The sequence below is a fragment of the Allobaculum sp. JKK-2023 genome, from assembly GCF_034745455.1.
Taxonomy (GTDB): domain Bacteria; phylum Bacillota_I; class Bacilli_A; order Erysipelotrichales; family Erysipelotrichaceae; genus Allobaculum.
On record NZ_JAYERV010000003.1, the window covers coordinates 585,974 to 604,365 of the forward strand.

Genomic DNA, 18,392 nt, shown 5'->3' on the forward strand with positions numbered 1-18,392 from the left:
AAGACTTTTTCTCATTTTCTTTTTCAAAATTGTTCATTCCATTATACCGAACCACCATCAATTGGGCTGATTGTACTGGCTGCCCTGCACAAATCTGCTCAAAAAAACGACAACTGTTTCCAGAAGCTGGAACACTTCCGGTCAAGCTGTCGTTTGGATTGACTCTTCCTTTTCAAAATCAAAGTGTTTTGGGTCGTCAACTGCTCAATTTTTGCCTTAAAACAGAACATCGACCAGCCGCATACCGCCATAAAAGCCATGGTCAAAGACGGAAGCCGTACGCCATGAAGCATCAAGAACAGTTGGGGCATTCGGTTCCTGGTAAATTGCATCCGCCTGGGCCTGATCGATCATCTTATTGCGAACCATCGCATCCAGCACGAGTTTCTGTTTGGCTCTGGCATTGTCATAGTGGTCTGAAAGCTGGAAATAGCCCGGGGATTGCGGAATGCCGGCCAGAATTGTCGCCTGTCCCTGGGTGAGCTGGCTTGGCTCTACCCCATAATAGCCATGGCTGGCCGCATCAATTCCATGATAGCCGTCGCCATAGTTGATGATGTTGACATACAGGGCCAGGATTTCATCCTTGGTGTACATCTCGCAAAGCCGGTGGGCCAGGACGATTTCAGCGGCTTTCCAGACGGCTGTTCCATCGTATTGACGATACAGGTTTTTCACCACCTGCATGGCAATTGTCGAGCCGCCGGATTTTGGAATCGACGGAATGACCTGGCTGGCTGCTGCGCGGATCAACGCTTTGATGTCCACGGCCCCATGCTGGTAGTAGCGGGCATCTTCAATGGCAATCGTCGCCTGATACAGAGTCGGGGAAACCTGGTCATAGGAGACATATTGGGGATTGCTTCGCACGGTATCCACTAAAGCACTCAGCGGCTGCCGGCCTTCAAATTCATTGGCTTTATCAATTCCATCTTTAAAAAACCACACCACCGCTGCGATGATGACAATCATCAACAGTAAAAAGAGTCTTTTGAAGAATTTTTTCATTGTTTATACCTCATCACAGACCTTGTGGTCTGTCAGTTTCAGCTTATCATCCCTGTCTATTTTGAGACATCGAACGGACTTTCGCCCCTCTTACGCCAATGTAACGTATGGGCCGAATCTGGGTTTCTGGTCGGCCGGGAAAGTGCTTTTCTTCTTTTCAAGCGAAAACATGCCTGATTTCTATCCTGATTTCTGTCCCGGCTTCTATTCTGATTTCTGTCCTGACTTCTATTCTGATTTCTGTACGGTCTTTTTCTTCCAGAAGGCGGATCGATAAAAAACCCCTCTATCTGTTTTTTGTGCTCAAACAGACAAAGGGGTTTTCTGTCTAGTGACGAAAAAAGGCCATCAGCCTTTTTAGTTACTTTTTGTTTTTCGAATTGCTGTTCACGGTTTTCATGATCTGGCGGATCTGTGCCTCAGAAGGCTTGCGGCCCATCTGCAGGAACATAGCGCGGATCATCTTTTCACTGATCGGTGGGTTATCACGCAGCTCTTTTTCAAATTTTCGCTTTGTGAGAACAAAAGCGATAATCGCTCCGATAATGGCACCGACTAACGCGTACAGAATCGAAGACCATAACTGTCCCATTTCGTAACGCTCCATTCTTTTCTCAATCATTTTACACGGTTTGAAATGATCGCTCAATCTGAACAGCCAACTCTTGTTGGTCAAATTCGCAATTTATTGCGATTCTTGCGCGGATTGGTCAAACAGAGTCAGCTGGGTGAGGTTGTTTTCTCGCTCTGGCTGCTCTTCGGGCGTACGAAATCCATTTTCCAGACGCAAATCCAGCGATTCAAAGCCAGTGGGGTTTGCAAGGGTACCCACCGTGCTCCAGGTGGCTGAAGGCTCCATTTTGGGCAGCGTCGAAACATCTAAAGCCGGCAGCGAAGCATCCGCAAAACTCAAGGTCTGTCTGGCCGAAACCATGCGGGCATCAAAGACTTCAAGCGGATGCGACTTCACGGCCTTATACAGTCTTGTCCCGCGCGCCGGCCGTTTGAAGGTATCGATGCTGGAAAGCGCAATTTTTTTAAATGCCCCTTCGTTATTTTCAAGCACCAGATATTCCTGATCGGCTGCAAGCATGGCCTGCAACTGGTCATCTACTCCCAGATTGATCGAGCGGACGCCCTTGCCTTTACCCTTGGAGGCCGGAATTTCGCTGACATCCATCTTAAAGCCATAGCCTTCTTTAGAGACCAGAACCAGCTGATCCTCATTGTGAGCCGAATACACAACATGTTCCAGGCTGTCCTCTGGATTGAGACCCATCAGGGCAACCAGGCGGCTGCGGGTTTTCATCGGCAGGTCTTCATGGTGGATGCGGCGGATCTGACCGGCTTTGGTGGCCAGGACCACATCCACCTGGCTTGCCGGATTGCGCTGGGCAAAAACGCGGACAATCTGTTCGCCCATTTCCGGCTTAAGCAGTGAAGAATAATGGGTTCCAAGATCTTTCCATTTCTTTTCTTCGATCTGGTAGACCGGAATCTGGCCAAAGCGGCCTTTGTCGGTAAAGACAAGCAGGGTATCCAGGGTCGAGACTGGGGCATTGAAGATAAAGCTGTCCCCTTCCTTGAGTCCGGCGGTTCCATTGGAACTGGACGCAAAGGAGCGCATCGATACCCGCTTGACATAGCCCTGGCGGCTGACCACGGCCATGACCTGCTCATCGGCGATCATATCGCGATCATCAATCACGATTTCTTCGGCCTCATTGACAATCTGCGTCCGGCGCGGCATGGGGAACGCTTCAGAAATTTCCTTCAGTTCCTTGATCATCAGCTTGCGTCGGCGGCTTGGAGTCTTAATGATGCCTTCGAGTTTTTCAATCTCCTTGCGCAGCACCTGGGCTTCTTTTTCCAGCGCGATGACATCTGTATTAGACAGACGATACAGCTGCATGGTGACGATGGCTTCAGCCTGTGGTTCACTGAATCCAAAACGTTCCATCAGGCGTTTTTTGGAATCTGCCTTGCCGTTGGACTTGCGGATCAAAGCCACGACTTCATCAAGCACCGAAACGGCCTTTTGCAGACCTTCAACGATATGGAGCCGGTCCTGTTTGCGCTGCAGATCAAATTTTGAGCGATTGATGATGACTTCCTCACGATGCACAAGGAAGGCATCGAGCGCGTCGGCCAGACTGAGCAGTTTTGGTGTTTTGCGCACGATCGCAATGACGTTGTAGTGGTAGTACGTCTGCAGATCGGTATTTTTATAGAAATAGTTGAGGATGGCTTGCGCATTGGCTTCCTTTTTCAGATCCACCACAATCCGAAGCCCCTTCCGGTCACTTTCATCGCGGACATCCAGAATGCCGCTGACTTTCGCATTCAGGCGGATTTCATCCATCTTGCGCACCATTGCGCTTTTAATGACTTCATACGGGATTTCGGTGATCACAATCTGGTTGATCGTTTTGCCCTCTTCGATGACTGCTTTTGAGCGGACCGTGACTCTTCCCTTGCCGGTTTTTAAAGCCTGACGCCAGCCATCACTGCCGATGATCAGGCCGCCGGTTGGAAAGTCCGGACCATGGACGAGATCGAGCAGTTCATCTATCGGGCAGTCCGGATGTTCAATCCGATAAATCGCCGCGTCAATGACTTCATTGAAGTTATGAGGCGGAATATTGGTGGCATAGCCGGCGGCAATTCCGGTGATGCCATTGATTAACAAGTTTGGATAGCGGGCTGGCAGAACGGTCGGTTCGAGTTTTTCATCTGAATAGTTTGGCGCCCACTCCACGGTCTCTTTGTCGATATCTTCGAGCAGATATCCCGCCAGACGGGAAAGTCTGGCTTCGGTATAACGCATCGCCGCCGCCGGGTCATCATCAATCGACCCGTTGTTTCCCTGCATATCAATCAGCGGAATCGGCGATTTCCAGTCCTGTGACAGACGGACGATGGCATCATAAACGGAACTTTCACCATGTGGGTGATAGTTACCAATGACGTTACCGGCCGTTCTGGCCGATTTACGATAAGGCTTGTTATAGGTGTTGCCGTCTTCTTCCATCGACCAGAGGATGCGGCGCTGGACAGGCTTCAGACCATCCCGTGCATCCGGCAAAGCCCGTTCCTGGATGATATAGCGCGAATAGCGGGAAAACCGGTCCGCAACAATATCTTCCAGGTTCGAATCCAGGACTTTCGGCTCGGAAAGTTCAACGACAGTTTCTTTTTTCTTTCTGGCTCTAGGCATGTGTTTCTTCCTTTACAAAATCGTCTTCGAGCGTAAAGACGACATTTTCTTCAATCCAGCTTCGCCGCAGATCGGCGCGCTCGCCCATCAAAGAGGTAATGCGCTTTTCTGCCAGGCGGCTGTCATCCAGCTGCACGCGAAGCAAGGTGCGGGTAGCTGGGTTCATCGTCGTATCCCACAGCTGGGAAGCGTTCATTTCTCCCAGACCTTTGTATCGGCTGATCGAATAGCCGGATTTGAGTTCAGCTTTTTTGGCTTCAAGTTCTTCATTGGAATACAGATAGTATTCATGGCCGCCCTTTTCAATCCTGAATAGAGGCGGCAGGGCGATATACAGCATCCCCTCTTCAATCAGAGGCCGCATAAACCGATAGAAGAAGGTCAGCAGCAGATTCTGAATGTGGGCTCCATCATCATCGGCATCGGTCATGATGATGACTTTATGGTAGTTGGAGTCTTTCGCATCAAAATTGCTGCCTACCCCCGCATCCAGGGTGTGGATGATGGTGTTGAGCTCTTCATTTTTCTCCACGACATCCAGTGAGCAGTGTTCGGTGTTCAGCACCTTGCCGCGAAGGGGCAGAATGGCCTGATACTTCGAGTCACGCCCCTGTTTAGCCGAACCGCCGGCCGAATCCCCTTCGACCAGATACAGCTCTTTCTTGCGGGCATCTTTGGATTGGGCGTGGACAAGTTTTCCGGAAATAATGCGCTCTGAACGGTTCTTGCCTTTTCCCTTGCGGGCTTTCTCCCTGGCTTCGCGGGCAGCCTGCCTTGCCTGGCCGGCCTTGATCATCTTGCGCACCAGACATTCGGCCAGATCTTTGTTTTCCTCCAGGAAGTAGCGCAGATGTTCACTGACGACCTGATCAACCGCCATTTTCGCCTGCGGGGTTCCCAGTTTTTCTTTGGTCTGGCCTTCGAACTGAAGCAGTTCTTCAGGCACGGTGATATGTAAAACCATGGTCAGACCTTCACGGATGTCGCTGCCCTCCATGGATTTGTCTTTTTCTTTGAGAAAGCCGTTTTTACGGGCGTATTCATTCATGGTCTTGGTCAGGGCCTGACGGGCGCCGGTTTCATGGCTGCCGCCATCGCGGGTGCGGACCATATTCGTAAAGGAAAGCAGTGTTTCCTGATACGTATCCACATACTGGAAGGCGACTTGGATTTTCATCCCCTGGTTTTCGCCTTCAAACGAAATAACCGGGGTTAATGGCTCATGATCCGTATCCAGCTCTTCCACAAAGGCTTTGAGACCGTCTTCATAAACGAATTCATCTTCTTTCGGATTTTCCCGACCATCTTTGAGCCGGATTTTCAGCCCCTTCAATAAGAAGGCATCTTCCTGGACCCGCTCTTTGATCACAGAGTAGGAAAAACGGGTTTCCTTGAAGATTTTCGGATCCGGCCAGAAGGTTACAGACGATCCAGTTTCCCTGGTCTTTCCGATTTTTTTGAGAGTGCCGGTGTGTTTGCCCCCATCGGCAAAGTCCATTTCATACAGGTCCTTTCCATCGCGAACCTGGACAACGACTTTGGAAGAAAGCGCATTGACCACACTGGCGCCGACTCCATGCAGACCACCGGAGGCTTTGTAGGTGGAATCGGTAAACTTTCCCCCGGCATGCAGAACTGTAAAAATAACCTCAAGAGCCGACTTGCCACTTTTATGGACACCGACTGGCATGCCGCGTCCGTAGTCCTTGATGGTGCATGAACCATCGGCGTTGAGGGTGATATCAATTTCATCTCCGTATCCGTTCAGGGCTTCATCGATCGCGTTATCGAGAATTTCCCAGACCAGATGGTGCAGACCTTTGCGATCTGTTGATCCGATGTACATTCCAGGGCGTTTGCGGACCGCTTCCAGCCCCTCGAGAATGACGATCGAATTTTCATCATATGCCGCAGCTGGCATCGTATCATCCTTTCCAATTCATATTGACTTCACATCCACGCTATTCTATAACAAACATTGCGCGTAATATGCATATAAAGCGAAAATCTCATTGATTTTTGGTTTTTTTGCCCTGATTTTTGATTCAGGACCATTTTTGATTCTAACCGCGAGAGACATGATAACGAATTTTGAAACATCTTAACAGGGCAAATCAGAACGAAATTTTTAAAGAATCGAGTAGTTTGAAGGCAGAAGGGTCTTTTCGATCAGCCGGAAAGGCTCTAAAAAGAATTACAAGTATCTTGAAAGGATTGAACTATCATGAAAATTTTACTGATCAGCGGATCTCTGCGCAAGAATTCCTTCAATACCCAACTCATGATGATGGCTCAAAAGGCCCTCGACGGTCTGGCCCAAACCAAAGTGCTCGACTGGAGCCATGTCCCCTTCTTCAATCAGGATGAAGAAATTCCTGCTCATTCGGAAGTCGCTCAATGCCGTGAGCAGTTTTTATGGGCTGATGGTGTCTGGTTTTTCACCCCTGAATACAACCAGATGGTTCCAGGTCCATTAAAAAACCTGCTCGACTGGATGAGCCGACCGCTTGATCCAGCAGCCGGACGCACCAGTGCTTTAACTGGCCGTTATGCGGCAATCAGCGGGGCTGCCGGACGCAGCAAGGCCGCCTCCTCGCGTGATCAGCTTGAAAAACTGCTGAAATTCTGCCAGATGAACGTCTATAGCCAGCAAGTCGGCGTGGGAGTGACGCCATCGGAAATGAAATCCGATGCCTTTGAAGATCCGGCTGCCATCCAGAACGACATGGATGCTCAGGCAAAAGGATTTGTTGCCTGGATCAAAGAGCAGAAAGCAAAAAGCGAAAATAATCCCCTCTGACTTTAACTCTTAATTTTCAGCTGCCTGGACTGGGCAGCTTTTTTGTTGATTTGCCTTGAGCATTTCGCGCAGAGCAGCGTTTTGGGATCGAAATGTCGAAATCCCATTCTTTCTTCACAACCTTTTTCTACAATAGCGCCATGAGACCTGACCATCTGATTATTCGCCTTGCCGATCTTTGCAAAGCCGACTACCTCTGCTATGACTATGCCCGCTGCCAGATCAAACTGTGTTCCAGCCGGGAAACGCTGACCGTTCAGGCGGCCAGCCTCGATGAATTTTTCGATGCGGCTGCCCTGCTTCTGGGCTGTTCGATTACCGGACGCAAGAAAGCCTATGGCATGATGATGCACCAGAAAAAACAGCTGCCCATTATCCTCTCCCGATCCCTGCCGCTTTGCTTTCTGCCTACCGCAAGCCACCTGGATCCTGATCTTTATTACGTCAACTATGAGCGAATTGCATCCATCCTGCCACTCAAAATCCATTCTGTACAAAATGAGGGGGCTTTGGATGATGGTCTTTCACTTCCAGAAAGGCCGGCTCAAGAGCCGGTTGGGCCTGCTTCCTGTCCTGGTTCAAAGTCCAGCCCCCTTTCAGCCTTCGTTTTCGACAAAGAAAACCGACCCCAGGCTTCTGGTGATGCGAAGGCGCAAAAAAACCGCGCCATGATTGTCTTCAAGGATGGACTGGCTTTAAAAGCCGGATCCTTAAATGGCATGGCGCGGAACTATCATCGTCTGAACTGGTACCTTAAACGGCTTTATTCATCACAATCTTCACAATAAGCCTTGTCCATGGCCCGCTCATGGCGCAGCGTGTTGACGCCGCAGCCGTCGATACAGATCATGGCTTCATGGGGCAGATGCGGACTTTCGACAATGGTCATGGTCGGGTAAGGCTGGTCGACGAAGTTTTCAAACACCGAAAGGAATTCGTCTTCCATTTCGATATCGGTCAGATAGACCGTGAATTTGAGAACGTGGTCAAAACGCAGGTTAAATTCGCTTAATGTATCCGTCAGGGCATAGCAGGCATGAATGCACTGATCGCGGAAAGTTTCCCCTTTGCCCAGGTGGCCGGACAGATAGAAGAAATCGCCCAGCTGAACCATACTGGAAACGCAGTCATAATCCGGCAGACGGTCGCCGGTTTTCAAAAACAGGTTCATTGTTAATATTCCTCCTCCTGTAAATCATCTGCAGGTCGCTCAACCAGAATTTCACGGGGTCTGGATCCATTTGAGGGTCCGACAATTCCATTGGCTTCCAGCTGGTCCAGAATCCTTGCTGCCCGGCCATACCCCAGTCTGAAACGGCGCTGAATCAAAGACGTGCTGGCTTTGCGGCTGACAATCACGAAGTTTTTAACTTCCGGATAGAGTGGATCCATTTCCTCTGCCATGTCCGAAACTTCCCCGCCCTGGCTGTTGATCTCTTTGAGCATGACAAAGGCATCCTCATAGGCAGGACTGGCCTGGCTTTTTACCCAGCTGCAGATTTCTTCCACTTCCTTATCCTGGATGTACACACCCTGCAGCCGCACTGGTGAAGATGCGCCATTGTCCAGAAACAGCATATCTCCATAGCCCAGCAGCTTTTCAGCTCCGGACTGGTCAAGAATCGTACGCGAGTCCGGTCTGGAAGAAACCATGAACGCAATTCGGCTTGGGATATTGGCCTTGATAACCCCTGTAATGACGTTTACGGATGGGCGCTGGGTGGCAACGATCAGATGGATCCCCGCAGCCCGGGCTAACTGCGTAATGCGCTGAATACTTTGCTCAACATCTTTGGATGCGGCAAGCATCAAATCAGCCAGCTCGTCAATAATGACAACAATCCGCGGCAGGACTTCTTTGTGGCAGTCAGGATTCTGTTTGACATATTCATTATAAGAAGAAATGTTGCGCACGGTCAGTTCTTCGAACAAGGAATAACGCGCGTCCATCATTTCGACAATGACTTTTAAAGCCCCACTGGCCAGATTCGCGTCGGTAATCACCGGCGAAAGCAAGTGTGGAATGCCGTTATATGGCGTAAACTCAACCTTTTTCGGGTCGACCAGCAGCAGTTTGACTTCATCCGGTCTTGTCCGAAGCAAAATCGAACAGATAATCGAGTTGACGCACACGGATTTACCGGATCCAGTCGCCCCGGCGATCAATAAGTGCGGCATCGTATCCAGGCGGCCATAGACATTGTTGCCCATCAAGTCCTTGCCAAGCGTAAACATCAATGGCTTGTCCTGCAGCTTTGGCGGCACATTGCGGATGAGTTCTTTCATCGTCACCATTGTCTTTTCTGCATTGGGCACCTCGATTCCGACAGCGCTCTTGCCTGAGATTGGCGCTTCCACACGGATATCTGTAGCGGCTAAAGCCATCTTGATATCATTTTGCAGATTGGTAAACGCGCTGACCCGAACCCCCTGGCCGGGAATGACTTCAAATTCTGTCACTGAAGGCCCGATATGCACTTCACCAAGCGTTGCATCTACGTTGAACTGTTTGAGAATGTCAATCAGCTGCTGACCCTGAGTGCGGGCATTGCGAACATTCGCATTGCTTCGCTTGGCCGTATTTTCTTCGAGCAGACTGACTGGCGGCAGTTTGTATTTAGCCGGATCATACAGCTTGATTTCCGGTTCAGACGGCTCTTCTTTTGGCGGCTCATCAAAATTTCTGGCATCGGCTGCGATCACATTGGAAATCACATCGGGAACGGAAACGGAATCGGTCATCGAGGCATTTTCCTGTTGGGCAGCTGCGGGTGCATGTTCACTGGAAATGTCCGGCGCCTGTCTGGCGGCTTTGGCTTTCGATGGCGCTGCTTTGCGGGCTGGCTCTTTTTTCGGTCTTTCATCGACCGTCGGCACTTCGAACAGATGCTGCTGAACCAGTGAATCACCAGGAACCTGTGGTCCATCGAGTCCCTCCATCAGAATGCCGCTTTCAAAAATCGTCGGCCGGACAGGCTCGGGAGCCACTGTTTGCTGCTGGTGAATGGTAATCGAAGGCTCATCGAGTTCGCCCTCTTCTTCAAACAGCAGATCCTCCAGAAATCTGGAACTTGGTCTTGGCCTGGAAGCTTTCTTGCTGGCCGCTTTCTGGCGGGCCTTTTGCCTTTGCTGGGTTCTGGAAGAGTCAAACAGAAACTCAGAAACTGGATCCCAGAACATCAGGCACAGGCTGATCGTCAAAAAGCCGATGACAAAAAGCCACGCTCCAAATCTGGAGAACAAAGACACAAGCAGGCCGGAAATTCCTGCCCCCAGCACCCCATAATTGGTCCAGAAGTCAGGCGTTCCAAAGAAAGCCATGGACTGAATCACAACGCTTAAAGGCCCATAGGGATCCTCTGGAGTGGTCGCAAGCAGCGCAGTCCCGACAATCCAGCAGACACCAAAGACAATCAGGCCAGCTGAAGTCCGAGTCGAGAACACCCGCCTTCCGCCGGTATAAATGTATTGAAACCCGGCCCACATCATCACGGGCAGCGCAATGTATAAAAAGCTGCCGATGACGACTTGGAGGGTCTGATTGAACATCAGGCCAACCAGGCCAAGTTTAAGCATGGTAATCAATGCGAAAATCCAGAAAATGAGGATCAGACAGACGAGCATCATCCGACTCAGACGCACGCCCTGCTTCTTGTTTTTCGATGATTTCGATCGAGAATTCGAACGGCTTTTCGCCTGGCTTTTGGCTTTTGAACTCGTCGATCGGGTGTTTTTTGTTTTCGAGCCAGATTTTTTCGCGCCATTGGAGCGCGATTTAGCCTGGCTTGTTTTCTTCTTTGTGGTTGAAGCCATACATCCCCCTCTTTCGTCCTTCCATTCTAATTCATTCCTGGCCGGTAACAAAATGCAACTTTCCCTGCAGCAGGGGCAGTTCATCATCCAAAAGGCCTGAAAATGAAAAAACGAAAGCACGGATTCAGCTTTCGTTTGGAAACAATGAGTAAAAACAGGGTCCATTCGTGATGAATGGTCAAAAAGTTTCTATCAGGGTCCTGGACTCTGTTTTTTCAGTTTTTCGAATCCAGATCTTTGGGCGTACCTGCCTCGGCGACTTTCCAGGCAATCTGGCCAAACTGCCATCCTTTCTCTAAAAGTGTGTTGAACTCCTTCAGGCTGGTCGTGTAATTATGGGCGCCGCTTTTTGCCCTGGGGTTGTACTGGACATACAGATTGACGTCCCCTTTAGAGTAGAAAACTGGTTTTCCTTCCAGATCCAGCTTCCAGCCCTGATCGACAAGGCTTCTGGCTTCGGGAGCGCTGATGGTGTAGTAATGATCGCCGCCGATGGCATTTGGATTATACAGTCTGTAAACCGGATCTCCATCCAGCCAGGAGCGCCAGCCAATCCCCTCATACTTCCAGCCGCTATCCGCCAGAACATCCCGCTCATGCACATCCTGCGTGTAGAAGTGTTCTCCAGTATTTGGGTTATAAAGCCGATAGATATCGACCGTATCCACATCCTGAAAATCAGCGGCCATCATTGGCAAAGCAGGATTCAAAAGACTCACCGCCATAACGGCTGCCAGGGCATGTGAAACAAAATCATGAATGGATAAAGCTTTCTGTCTGTGGCTCATCAAAATGCCTCCTTCCATCAAAAAAATGAAGTCTGAGCGAAAAAAGCCAGACAATCCTCAAAGACTCCTCTTCAAAAAACAGCTTTCCCCTTTTCGATTCCTTTGACAGGTAAGCAGTACTTCTTTTAACAACTTTAGTGTAGCACCCCATTCCTCTGCTCCCTTCAGGCGTGCCGCAAGCGTCATTTTGACCTCCAGTCTGGACAGACCAACGACATCCCTGACCATTTTCTTCTGGTTTCGAACCTCTCTGATTGCTCCTTGTCTCTAGACACTTCGCCCGTCAAAGACTTTGATCCCTGAGAAAAAAGATTGCCTGGCAGATAGAACCCATCAGGCCGTAATCTGCATTTTTCATGTCTCCGTTTTTGCACAAAAAAACCTCCGAAAAGACTGAACTTTTCAGAGGCAAAATTCATTAAAATTTCAGATCCGGTCCATCAGGACTTGTCGCTCAGCTCCAGAATGACTGGCAGAACCATTGGACGTTTGGCGGTCTGTTTGAAGACGTAGCGGGAAACCTTGTCGCGAATCTGCGTGCGGCATTCCATGTTTTCATACTTGCCGGCATCCACCATTTCTTTGATGGTCTCTTCCATCATGCGGCTGACTTCCTTGGTCAGATATTCAGCATCGCGGACATACACCAGACCACGCGTCTGTACATCTGGTCCATTGATGATCTTCTTGGTCTTGAAATCCAGGCCAATCGCCAGAATCATGACCCCATCGGTCGAGAGAATTTCACGATCTTTCAAAACCACACCAGCTAAATCCCAGTCTGCACTGCCATCAATCTGGGCTTCATGCAGTTCAAGCGTTTCGCGCCCGGGCTGTAGTTCTCCATTGATAAAGGTGACGATTTCCCCATTATCGAGCAGCAGGATCTGTTCTGGCGGAATGCTCATCTCTTCAGCCAGCATGGCATTGGCACAAAGCATGCGGTACTGGCCTTTGATTGGGATGTAGTATTTTGGCCGGCACATGTAGATCATCATCTTCAGATCTTCCTTAGATGGGTGCATTCCTTTGACGTTGCGGTCAATCTTGATGATGGTGCCTTCCCGTTTGTAAATATCGTTTTCCATGTTCCGGAAGTCTTTTTCAACACCTGGAACCAATGGGGTGGCCACAACGAAAACATCACTTTCACGGATGTTGATCTCATCCACTTCATTGTTAGCAATGTTGGACATCAGCTGGAACAGGGCTCTTCCCTGACCGGAGATGATGACACACACATTTTCAAGAGAATCGATCTGGTCCGCACTGACCACCAGATCCATTGGAACTTCACTGGTGATGCTTTCCAGGCCGGCGACAAGGTTTTGAAGCTCCTTGGTGTAGAAGCAGATCTTGCGCTTGTGATCAATACAGCACTGAATAATTTCCTGGATGCGGTAAACCGACTGGGTATAGATTTCGACAAAGACGCGGCGGTTTTCATAATCCGACAGAACCTTGTCAAAGTGAGGCGTTACCCGATGGCCTGGCGAGGTGTGCAGCGGGTATTCTGCTCCTTTGGAATCCTGCAGCAGTGCCATGACTCCTTCACTTCTGAATTTAGAGCCTACGGAGTAATCTCCCTGGTAAGCTTCCGAAATATCATCGTAATCGGCGATAAACTCACCGGAATAGACAATGTATCCATGGTTTGTGCGAATGCCAAACCCATAAGTCTGGGGATAGGAGTGCGTGATCGGAAAGAAAACCACCTGACGGCCGCCGATTCGTTTTGTCTCTTTGTGGCGCACCATTTTTAAACGGGTGCCGGTAATATGATTCTTCTTTAATAAGTCAGAGACGATGCCCGCTGTAAACGGTGAGACATACACATCGGCTTTGATTTCTTTCAGTAAATAAGGCAGGGCGCCCATGACGTCATCATGACCATGGGTAATCAGGATTCCTTTGATCTTATCTTCATGTTCTTTCAAGTACGTAAAATCCGGAACGATACATTCAACGCCAAGCGCGCCATTATAATCCGGAAATTTCAGTCCGGATTCACAGATATAAATATCTCCGTCAATTTCGATGACGAACATATTTTTTCCGTCTTCATCCAGACCGCCCAGGGCGAACAGCCTGACAACTTCGTCCTGTTTCAATAATTCATTTGCCATAAACCCTCCATTTCTATCAGTATACCATTGCCAACTTACTCGCTGACTTTTCTGCCGTTTAAAGAGAAAGTTCTTGCCTGTGTAATTTCAACATCGACAATCTGACCGGGTTCTACCTGCTCACCCGTGAAGTTGACCGGGATGGAGGTTTCGGAATAGCCGCAGAATACCTCTGGGTTTTTCTTGCTTGGACCATCGACCAGAACTCTGAGCGTCTGCCCCACCAATTTCTGGTGGTTTTCATTGGCCAGACGATTCCACAGTTCATTGAGCTTATATAAACGTTCTTTCTTGGTCTGCTCGCTGATTGGATCTTCCATTTTTGCAGCCGGGGTCTGGGGTCTTGGCGAATAGATAAAGGTATAGGCATTATCGAAGCGGCATTTTTCAACCACATCGAGGGTATGCTGGAACGCCTCATCGCTTTCATTGGGGAAGCCGACGATGATATCGGTTGAAATCGTCACCCCGGGAACCTGCGTGCGGATTTTGTTGAACAGTTCAAGATACTGTTCACTGGTATACCGACGCCCCATCCGGCGCAGAATTTCATCATCACCGCTTTGCAAGGGCAGATGAACAGCGGGCATGATGTTGTCATAGCGGGCAATGACCTCAATCATCTTGTCAGAGAAATCCCATGGATGGCTGGTCATGAAACGGATGCGCTCAATGCCGATTTTGGCTGTTTCTTCAAGCAATTTTGAAAATTCCATCTCGCCTTCGAGATCCTTGCCATACGCATTGACATTCTGGCCAAGCAATGTGATTTCCTTATAGCCCAGTTTTTTCAGAATCCGGACTTCATTGAGGATATCTTCCGCTTTGCGCGAACGCTGCTTGCCGCGGGTGTATGGAACAATGCAATAGGTGCAGAACTTATCGCAGCCATACATGATGTTGACCCAGGCTTTGTATTTGCCCTGCCGGTGCTCGGGCAGGTTTTCATAGATTTCACCCTGACGGGAATAGACTTCAACCACTTTCTCGCCATTCTGCGAACGTTCTAGATACTGAGGCAGCTGGTTGAAGTTATGGGTTCCGAAAACCAGATGAACCCAGGGATAGCTTTCCAGTAAAGTTCTGGCAAACCCCTCTTCCTGAGCCATGCATCCCCCCACACCGATGATCAGATTTGGGCGGTTTTTAAACAGCTTTTTATAGCTGCCGACTTCGCCAAGAACATTGTTTGCGGCATTTTCACGAATACCGCAGGTATTCATTAAAATGACATCCGCTTCGTCTGCTTTTTGGGCCGGTTCATATCCGCAGGCTTCCAGAATGCCGGCCAGATTTTCGGAATCGCGTTCGTTCGCCTGGCAGCCGTAGGTGGAGATGTAATATTTCTGACCGTTTCCTAAATGGGACTGGTGATCAGAGATCTGCAGACCGTCGATGGTTTCAACTGCATCTTTGGTTCGGCGGGCTGCCTGTTGATGATCTGGCAGATGCCAGGTACTTTTGATTTTCATGAAAAGTCTCCTTTCGTATTCGATTCATCAGCTTTTGCTTCGCTTCCCTGTTTTCTGATCAGTTCAATTTCTGCCAGGGCACGACAAGAAGAAGCCGATTTTGTTTTGTGATCAATCTATCGTGATGAATGGTGCGTAGTGCAGGCGGACCAAAAGGGTGAGGAACTTTTGATCCCACAAGCTGCAAGGATAAGCAGCCGTTCGTACAAGATCAAAAAGCCGGGGATAAGAGAGATTTCTCAAACAGAAAACAAGCGGACAGGCCGCAAAAAGGCCGGCACAGGTTTTGTTTTCTGAAACGATCCGCTTAAGATGATCCATGATCTGTTCAAGATTGTTTTTTAGCAACCCAAAGAACAGATGGCCGTATCAATTATACAAAGCCGGCATCAAAAAGGCATTCTTCGAAAAGCAGGAAACAACTCCATCAGGGTTGGGGTGAATTGGGCAATATCGCCGTATTGAAGAAAGCATTTAAAAAACCGCCGGTGAGGGCGGTTAGTTACTTTAGTTACTTCGCAACTTCCTGAGCACGGACTTCGCGAATTACATTCACTTTAATCTGTCCGGGATATGTCAGTTCAGATTCAATTTTGTCTCGAATAGCGCGTGCCATTTTGACACAGGCGGTATCGCTGACCTGTTCGGGAACGACCATGATTCGGATTTCCCGTCCTGCCTGAATGGCGTAGGCCTGACTGACACCGTCAAAATCGTTCGCAATTTTTTCCAGATTTTCAAGTCGTTCCACATAAGCCTGCGCAGATTCCTTTCTGGCTCCAGGTCTTGCAGCGGAGATGGTATCAGCCGCAATGACGAGATGAGAAGTCAGAAATTTTGGTTCTGCGTCGCCATGGTGGGACGCGATGGCATTCAGAACAATTTCCTTTTCGCCGTGTTTTTTACAGAACTTGTAACCCAAATCCACGTGGCTGCCTTCCTGCTGATCGATATTGAGTGCTTTACCAATATCGTGCAGAAGACCGGCCCGTTTTGCCATGTGCTGGTTCAGCCCCAGCTCAGCAGCCATGGTTCCGGCAATGAGCGCCACTTCAATCGAATGCTGAAGCGCATTCTGGCCATAGGAGAAACGATACTTCAGGGTACCGATCAGACGGATAATCTCGCGATCGATCCGGCCGATGCCAAGTTTGAAGACAGTTTCTTCACCGGCTTTGATGATTTCGGCTTCGACTTCATGCTGGAATTTCTTGACTACTTCCTCAATCCGTCCAGGCTGAATACGGCCGTCTCGAATCAGATATTCCAAAGACAGTCTAGCCACCTCGCGGCGGATTGGATTGAAGCACGTGATCGTAATCAGGTCGGGCGTATCGTCAATGTTCAGTTCGACGCCGGTTGCCTGTTCAAAAGCGCGGATATTACGGCCCTCACGCCCAATGATCCGGCCCTTCATTTCTTCGCCTGGAATAGAGACGACAGAAACGGTCCGGTCCATGGTTTCCTGCTGGGCCATGCGTTCGATCGATAAGGCGATGATTTCCTGCGCGTTTTTGGCAGCTTCCGAATGGGCTTTATCTTCCTGCTCTTTGATGTAGGCCATGGTTTCATGTTCCATCTGTTTTTCAACAAGAGCAAAAAGTTCGTCTTTGGCTTCCTGAGAAGTCATGCGGGCAACTCCTTCAAGAACTTCGATCTGGCGGTCTATTTCTATCTGGAGCTGTTTGTCTTTTTCTTCAAGGCCGGCCAATCGCTCATTGACCTTGCGCATCTGAGCCTGAACCTCTTTTTCTTTCTGGTTGAGAGATTCGTCTCGGAAATTAAGACTGTCTTCACGGCGCAGAAGTTTGTTTTCTAAATCCATGACTTCCTGCCGGCGCTCCTTGATTTCTTTTTCCGCTTCGACTTTCAGATCGTGTACCTGCGTTTTGCCGTCGAGTACGGCCTGCTTCAGTTTCGCATCTGCATCGCTTTGCGCCTTTTCAAGGATCTGTTGTGCCTGTTGCTGATTTTTATCCAGGCCTGCTTTGGAATAGGCCATCATGGCCAGCACACCCAAAACAAGACCTGCTATCCCGGCCAGAGAAATCCAAAGTATATTCATTTGTTTCTCTGTCCTTCCATAAATAAAGCAATCAAATTATAGCAAATCCCCGTTTTTTGTCCATGGAGCACTCCAGCCCTGAAAAGTCTGTTTTCAGGACTGAAAATCTGTTTTCATGTCCATCGGGATGCTCACTGGTTATACCTGTAAGGAATAAAAGCGCTTTACTTAAACATTGCTTCTTGACTTTTTACTGTTGAATGAAACCGGATGTGATCCTGTCTGGAATTGGGTGACAAGGTTTGAAAAATTCTTTGCCGGGTGTCGTATTTTTGTGGGAATTCGTCGTTTTTTATGGGAAGCGCAAGGCACAAAAAAAGCGGATCCATTGTCCGCTTCGTTACGAATTGATTTTGCTTCGTATTAGTCGTTATTTTCTACAACTACAACCTGTCTGCCTTTGTAGAAACCGCAGGATGGGCAAACTTTATGAGAAAGTTTGTATTCTCCGCAGTTAGGGCATTTGCCAATTGCAGGTCTGGAAAGTTTGTAGTGAGTTCTTCTTTTCGCCTTACGGTGTTTAGAACCTCTTCTCTGCTGTACAGCCATCAGTGCACCTCCTAGTTATCCTCGAAATTGATTTCTTTCAGTTTTGCCCAGCGTGGATCTTCTTCTTTGGATTCAGATTTTTCATCCTGATCCGAAATCAGTGTCCAGCCTTCCCCAGAAGGATAGTTCTCGCGGGCCAAACGGGTAATGCTCATGGGTGCTTCATAGACTATGGCTTCAACGGCCTCATCACTCAGATCCAGTGTATCCTTGAAAACCCGAATGATTTCTTCGTCTTCAGAGGCATCGACAGGATCAAAGGAATATTCCTTCGAAGATTCGGCTTCAAATTCGACGTCAAGATCTTCCCCGGTAATCGAGTCGATCACTGTCATGATTCCATCATACTGAAGGCTGCTGACCACTTTGCTTCTGCCATCAAACTGAAGTTTCCCTTCAATATGACATTCCGGCACAGCTTTTACAGGCGTATTGACAAACCGTTTCCCTTCAGGATCAGAAAACTCCAGATCCACATTCAAAAAGGAATTCGGTGCAGCCAGAAAATCGCTTCTTCTGAATTTCACGATATTCACCTCATGTAGCATCTGCTA

Annotated in this window: 14 protein-coding genes; 2 read left to right on the top strand and 12 right to left on the bottom strand. The window is 48.9% G+C overall.

Going from position 1 to position 18,392, the window contains the following annotated elements; all coding sequences use genetic code 11:
* Positions 1 to 216: 216 nt before the first annotated feature.
* The 4 genes from U4956_RS02400 to parE all read right to left on the bottom strand — a co-directional run bounded on the left by U4956_RS02400 (position 217) and on the right by parE (position 6,146).
* Positions 217 to 1,008: a biosynthetic peptidoglycan transglycosylase gene (locus U4956_RS02400; protein ID WP_323088789.1), complete on the bottom strand. Its 792-nt coding sequence runs from the start codon at positions 1,006 to 1,008 to the stop codon at positions 217 to 219.
* A gap of 361 nt (positions 1,009 to 1,369) precedes the next feature.
* Positions 1,370 to 1,615, bottom strand: a complete 246-nt coding sequence (locus U4956_RS02405) for a YneF family protein (RefSeq protein ID WP_323088791.1) — start codon at positions 1,613 to 1,615, stop codon at positions 1,370 to 1,372.
* Between the two features lie 78 nt (positions 1,616 to 1,693).
* Positions 1,694 to 4,225: a DNA topoisomerase IV subunit A gene (parC, locus tag U4956_RS02410; protein WP_323088793.1), complete on the bottom strand. Its 2,532-nt coding sequence runs from the start codon at positions 4,223 to 4,225 to the stop codon at positions 1,694 to 1,696.
* Entirely contained in the window at positions 4,218 to 6,146 is a 1,929-nt protein-coding gene (gene parE, locus U4956_RS02415) for a DNA topoisomerase IV subunit B (RefSeq protein WP_323088795.1), read from the bottom strand. Before parE ends, parC begins: the two co-directional genes overlap by 8 nt.
* Before the next feature lie 303 nt (positions 6,147 to 6,449).
* On the opposite strand from parE, the gene U4956_RS02420 reads away from it, so the two are divergent.
* Together U4956_RS02420 and U4956_RS02425 are read left to right on the top strand one after the other, a co-directional pair.
* Positions 6,450 to 7,025, top strand: a complete 576-nt coding sequence (locus U4956_RS02420) for an NADPH-dependent FMN reductase (RefSeq protein ID WP_323088796.1) — start codon at positions 6,450 to 6,452, stop codon at positions 7,023 to 7,025.
* 140 nt (positions 7,026 to 7,165) lie between these two features.
* Positions 7,166 to 7,813 (top strand): competence protein ComK, encoded by a 648-nt coding sequence (locus U4956_RS02425; protein WP_323088797.1) that lies wholly within the window; start codon positions 7,166 to 7,168, stop codon positions 7,811 to 7,813.
* On the opposite strand, the gene U4956_RS02430 is transcribed toward U4956_RS02425, so the two are convergent.
* From U4956_RS02430 to U4956_RS02465, 8 genes are all read right to left on the bottom strand, one after another.
* On the bottom strand, positions 7,789 to 8,196 hold the full coding sequence (locus U4956_RS02430) for a RidA family protein (protein ID WP_323088799.1): 408 nt from the start codon (positions 8,194 to 8,196) through the stop codon (positions 7,789 to 7,791). The genes U4956_RS02425 and U4956_RS02430 overlap by 25 nt on opposite strands.
* A gap of 2 nt (positions 8,197 to 8,198) precedes the next feature.
* On the bottom strand, positions 8,199 to 10,838 hold the full coding sequence (locus U4956_RS02435; protein WP_323088800.1) for a DNA translocase FtsK: 2,640 nt from the start codon (positions 10,836 to 10,838) through the stop codon (positions 8,199 to 8,201).
* Positions 10,839 to 11,053: 215 nt separating this feature from the next.
* A complete protein-coding gene (locus U4956_RS02440; RefSeq protein ID WP_323088802.1) occupies positions 11,054 to 11,626 on the bottom strand; it encodes a hypothetical protein in 573 nt (190 codons plus the stop codon).
* A gap of 440 nt (positions 11,627 to 12,066) precedes the next feature.
* Positions 12,067 to 13,752 (bottom strand): ribonuclease J, encoded by a 1,686-nt coding sequence (locus tag U4956_RS02445; RefSeq protein WP_323088804.1) that lies wholly within the window; start codon positions 13,750 to 13,752, stop codon positions 12,067 to 12,069.
* A gap of 35 nt (positions 13,753 to 13,787) precedes the next feature.
* Entirely contained in the window at positions 13,788 to 15,224 is a 1,437-nt protein-coding gene (gene miaB / locus U4956_RS02450) for a tRNA (N6-isopentenyl adenosine(37)-C2)-methylthiotransferase MiaB (RefSeq protein WP_323088806.1), read from the bottom strand.
* Positions 15,225 to 15,735: 511 nt separating this feature from the next.
* Positions 15,736 to 17,289, bottom strand: a complete 1,554-nt coding sequence (rny, locus tag U4956_RS02455) for a ribonuclease Y (protein ID WP_323088807.1) — start codon at positions 17,287 to 17,289, stop codon at positions 15,736 to 15,738.
* A 363-nt stretch (positions 17,290 to 17,652) separates the two neighbouring features.
* Positions 17,653 to 17,838 carry a 50S ribosomal protein L32 gene (rpmF, locus tag U4956_RS02460; protein ID WP_323088810.1) on the bottom strand — a complete coding sequence of 62 codons (186 nt, stop codon included), beginning with the start codon at positions 17,836 to 17,838 and terminating at the stop codon, positions 17,653 to 17,655.
* A gap of 11 nt (positions 17,839 to 17,849) precedes the next feature.
* Entirely contained in the window at positions 17,850 to 18,365 is a 516-nt protein-coding gene (locus U4956_RS02465) for a YceD family protein (protein WP_323088812.1), read from the bottom strand.
* Positions 18,366 to 18,392: the final 27 nt, after the last annotated feature.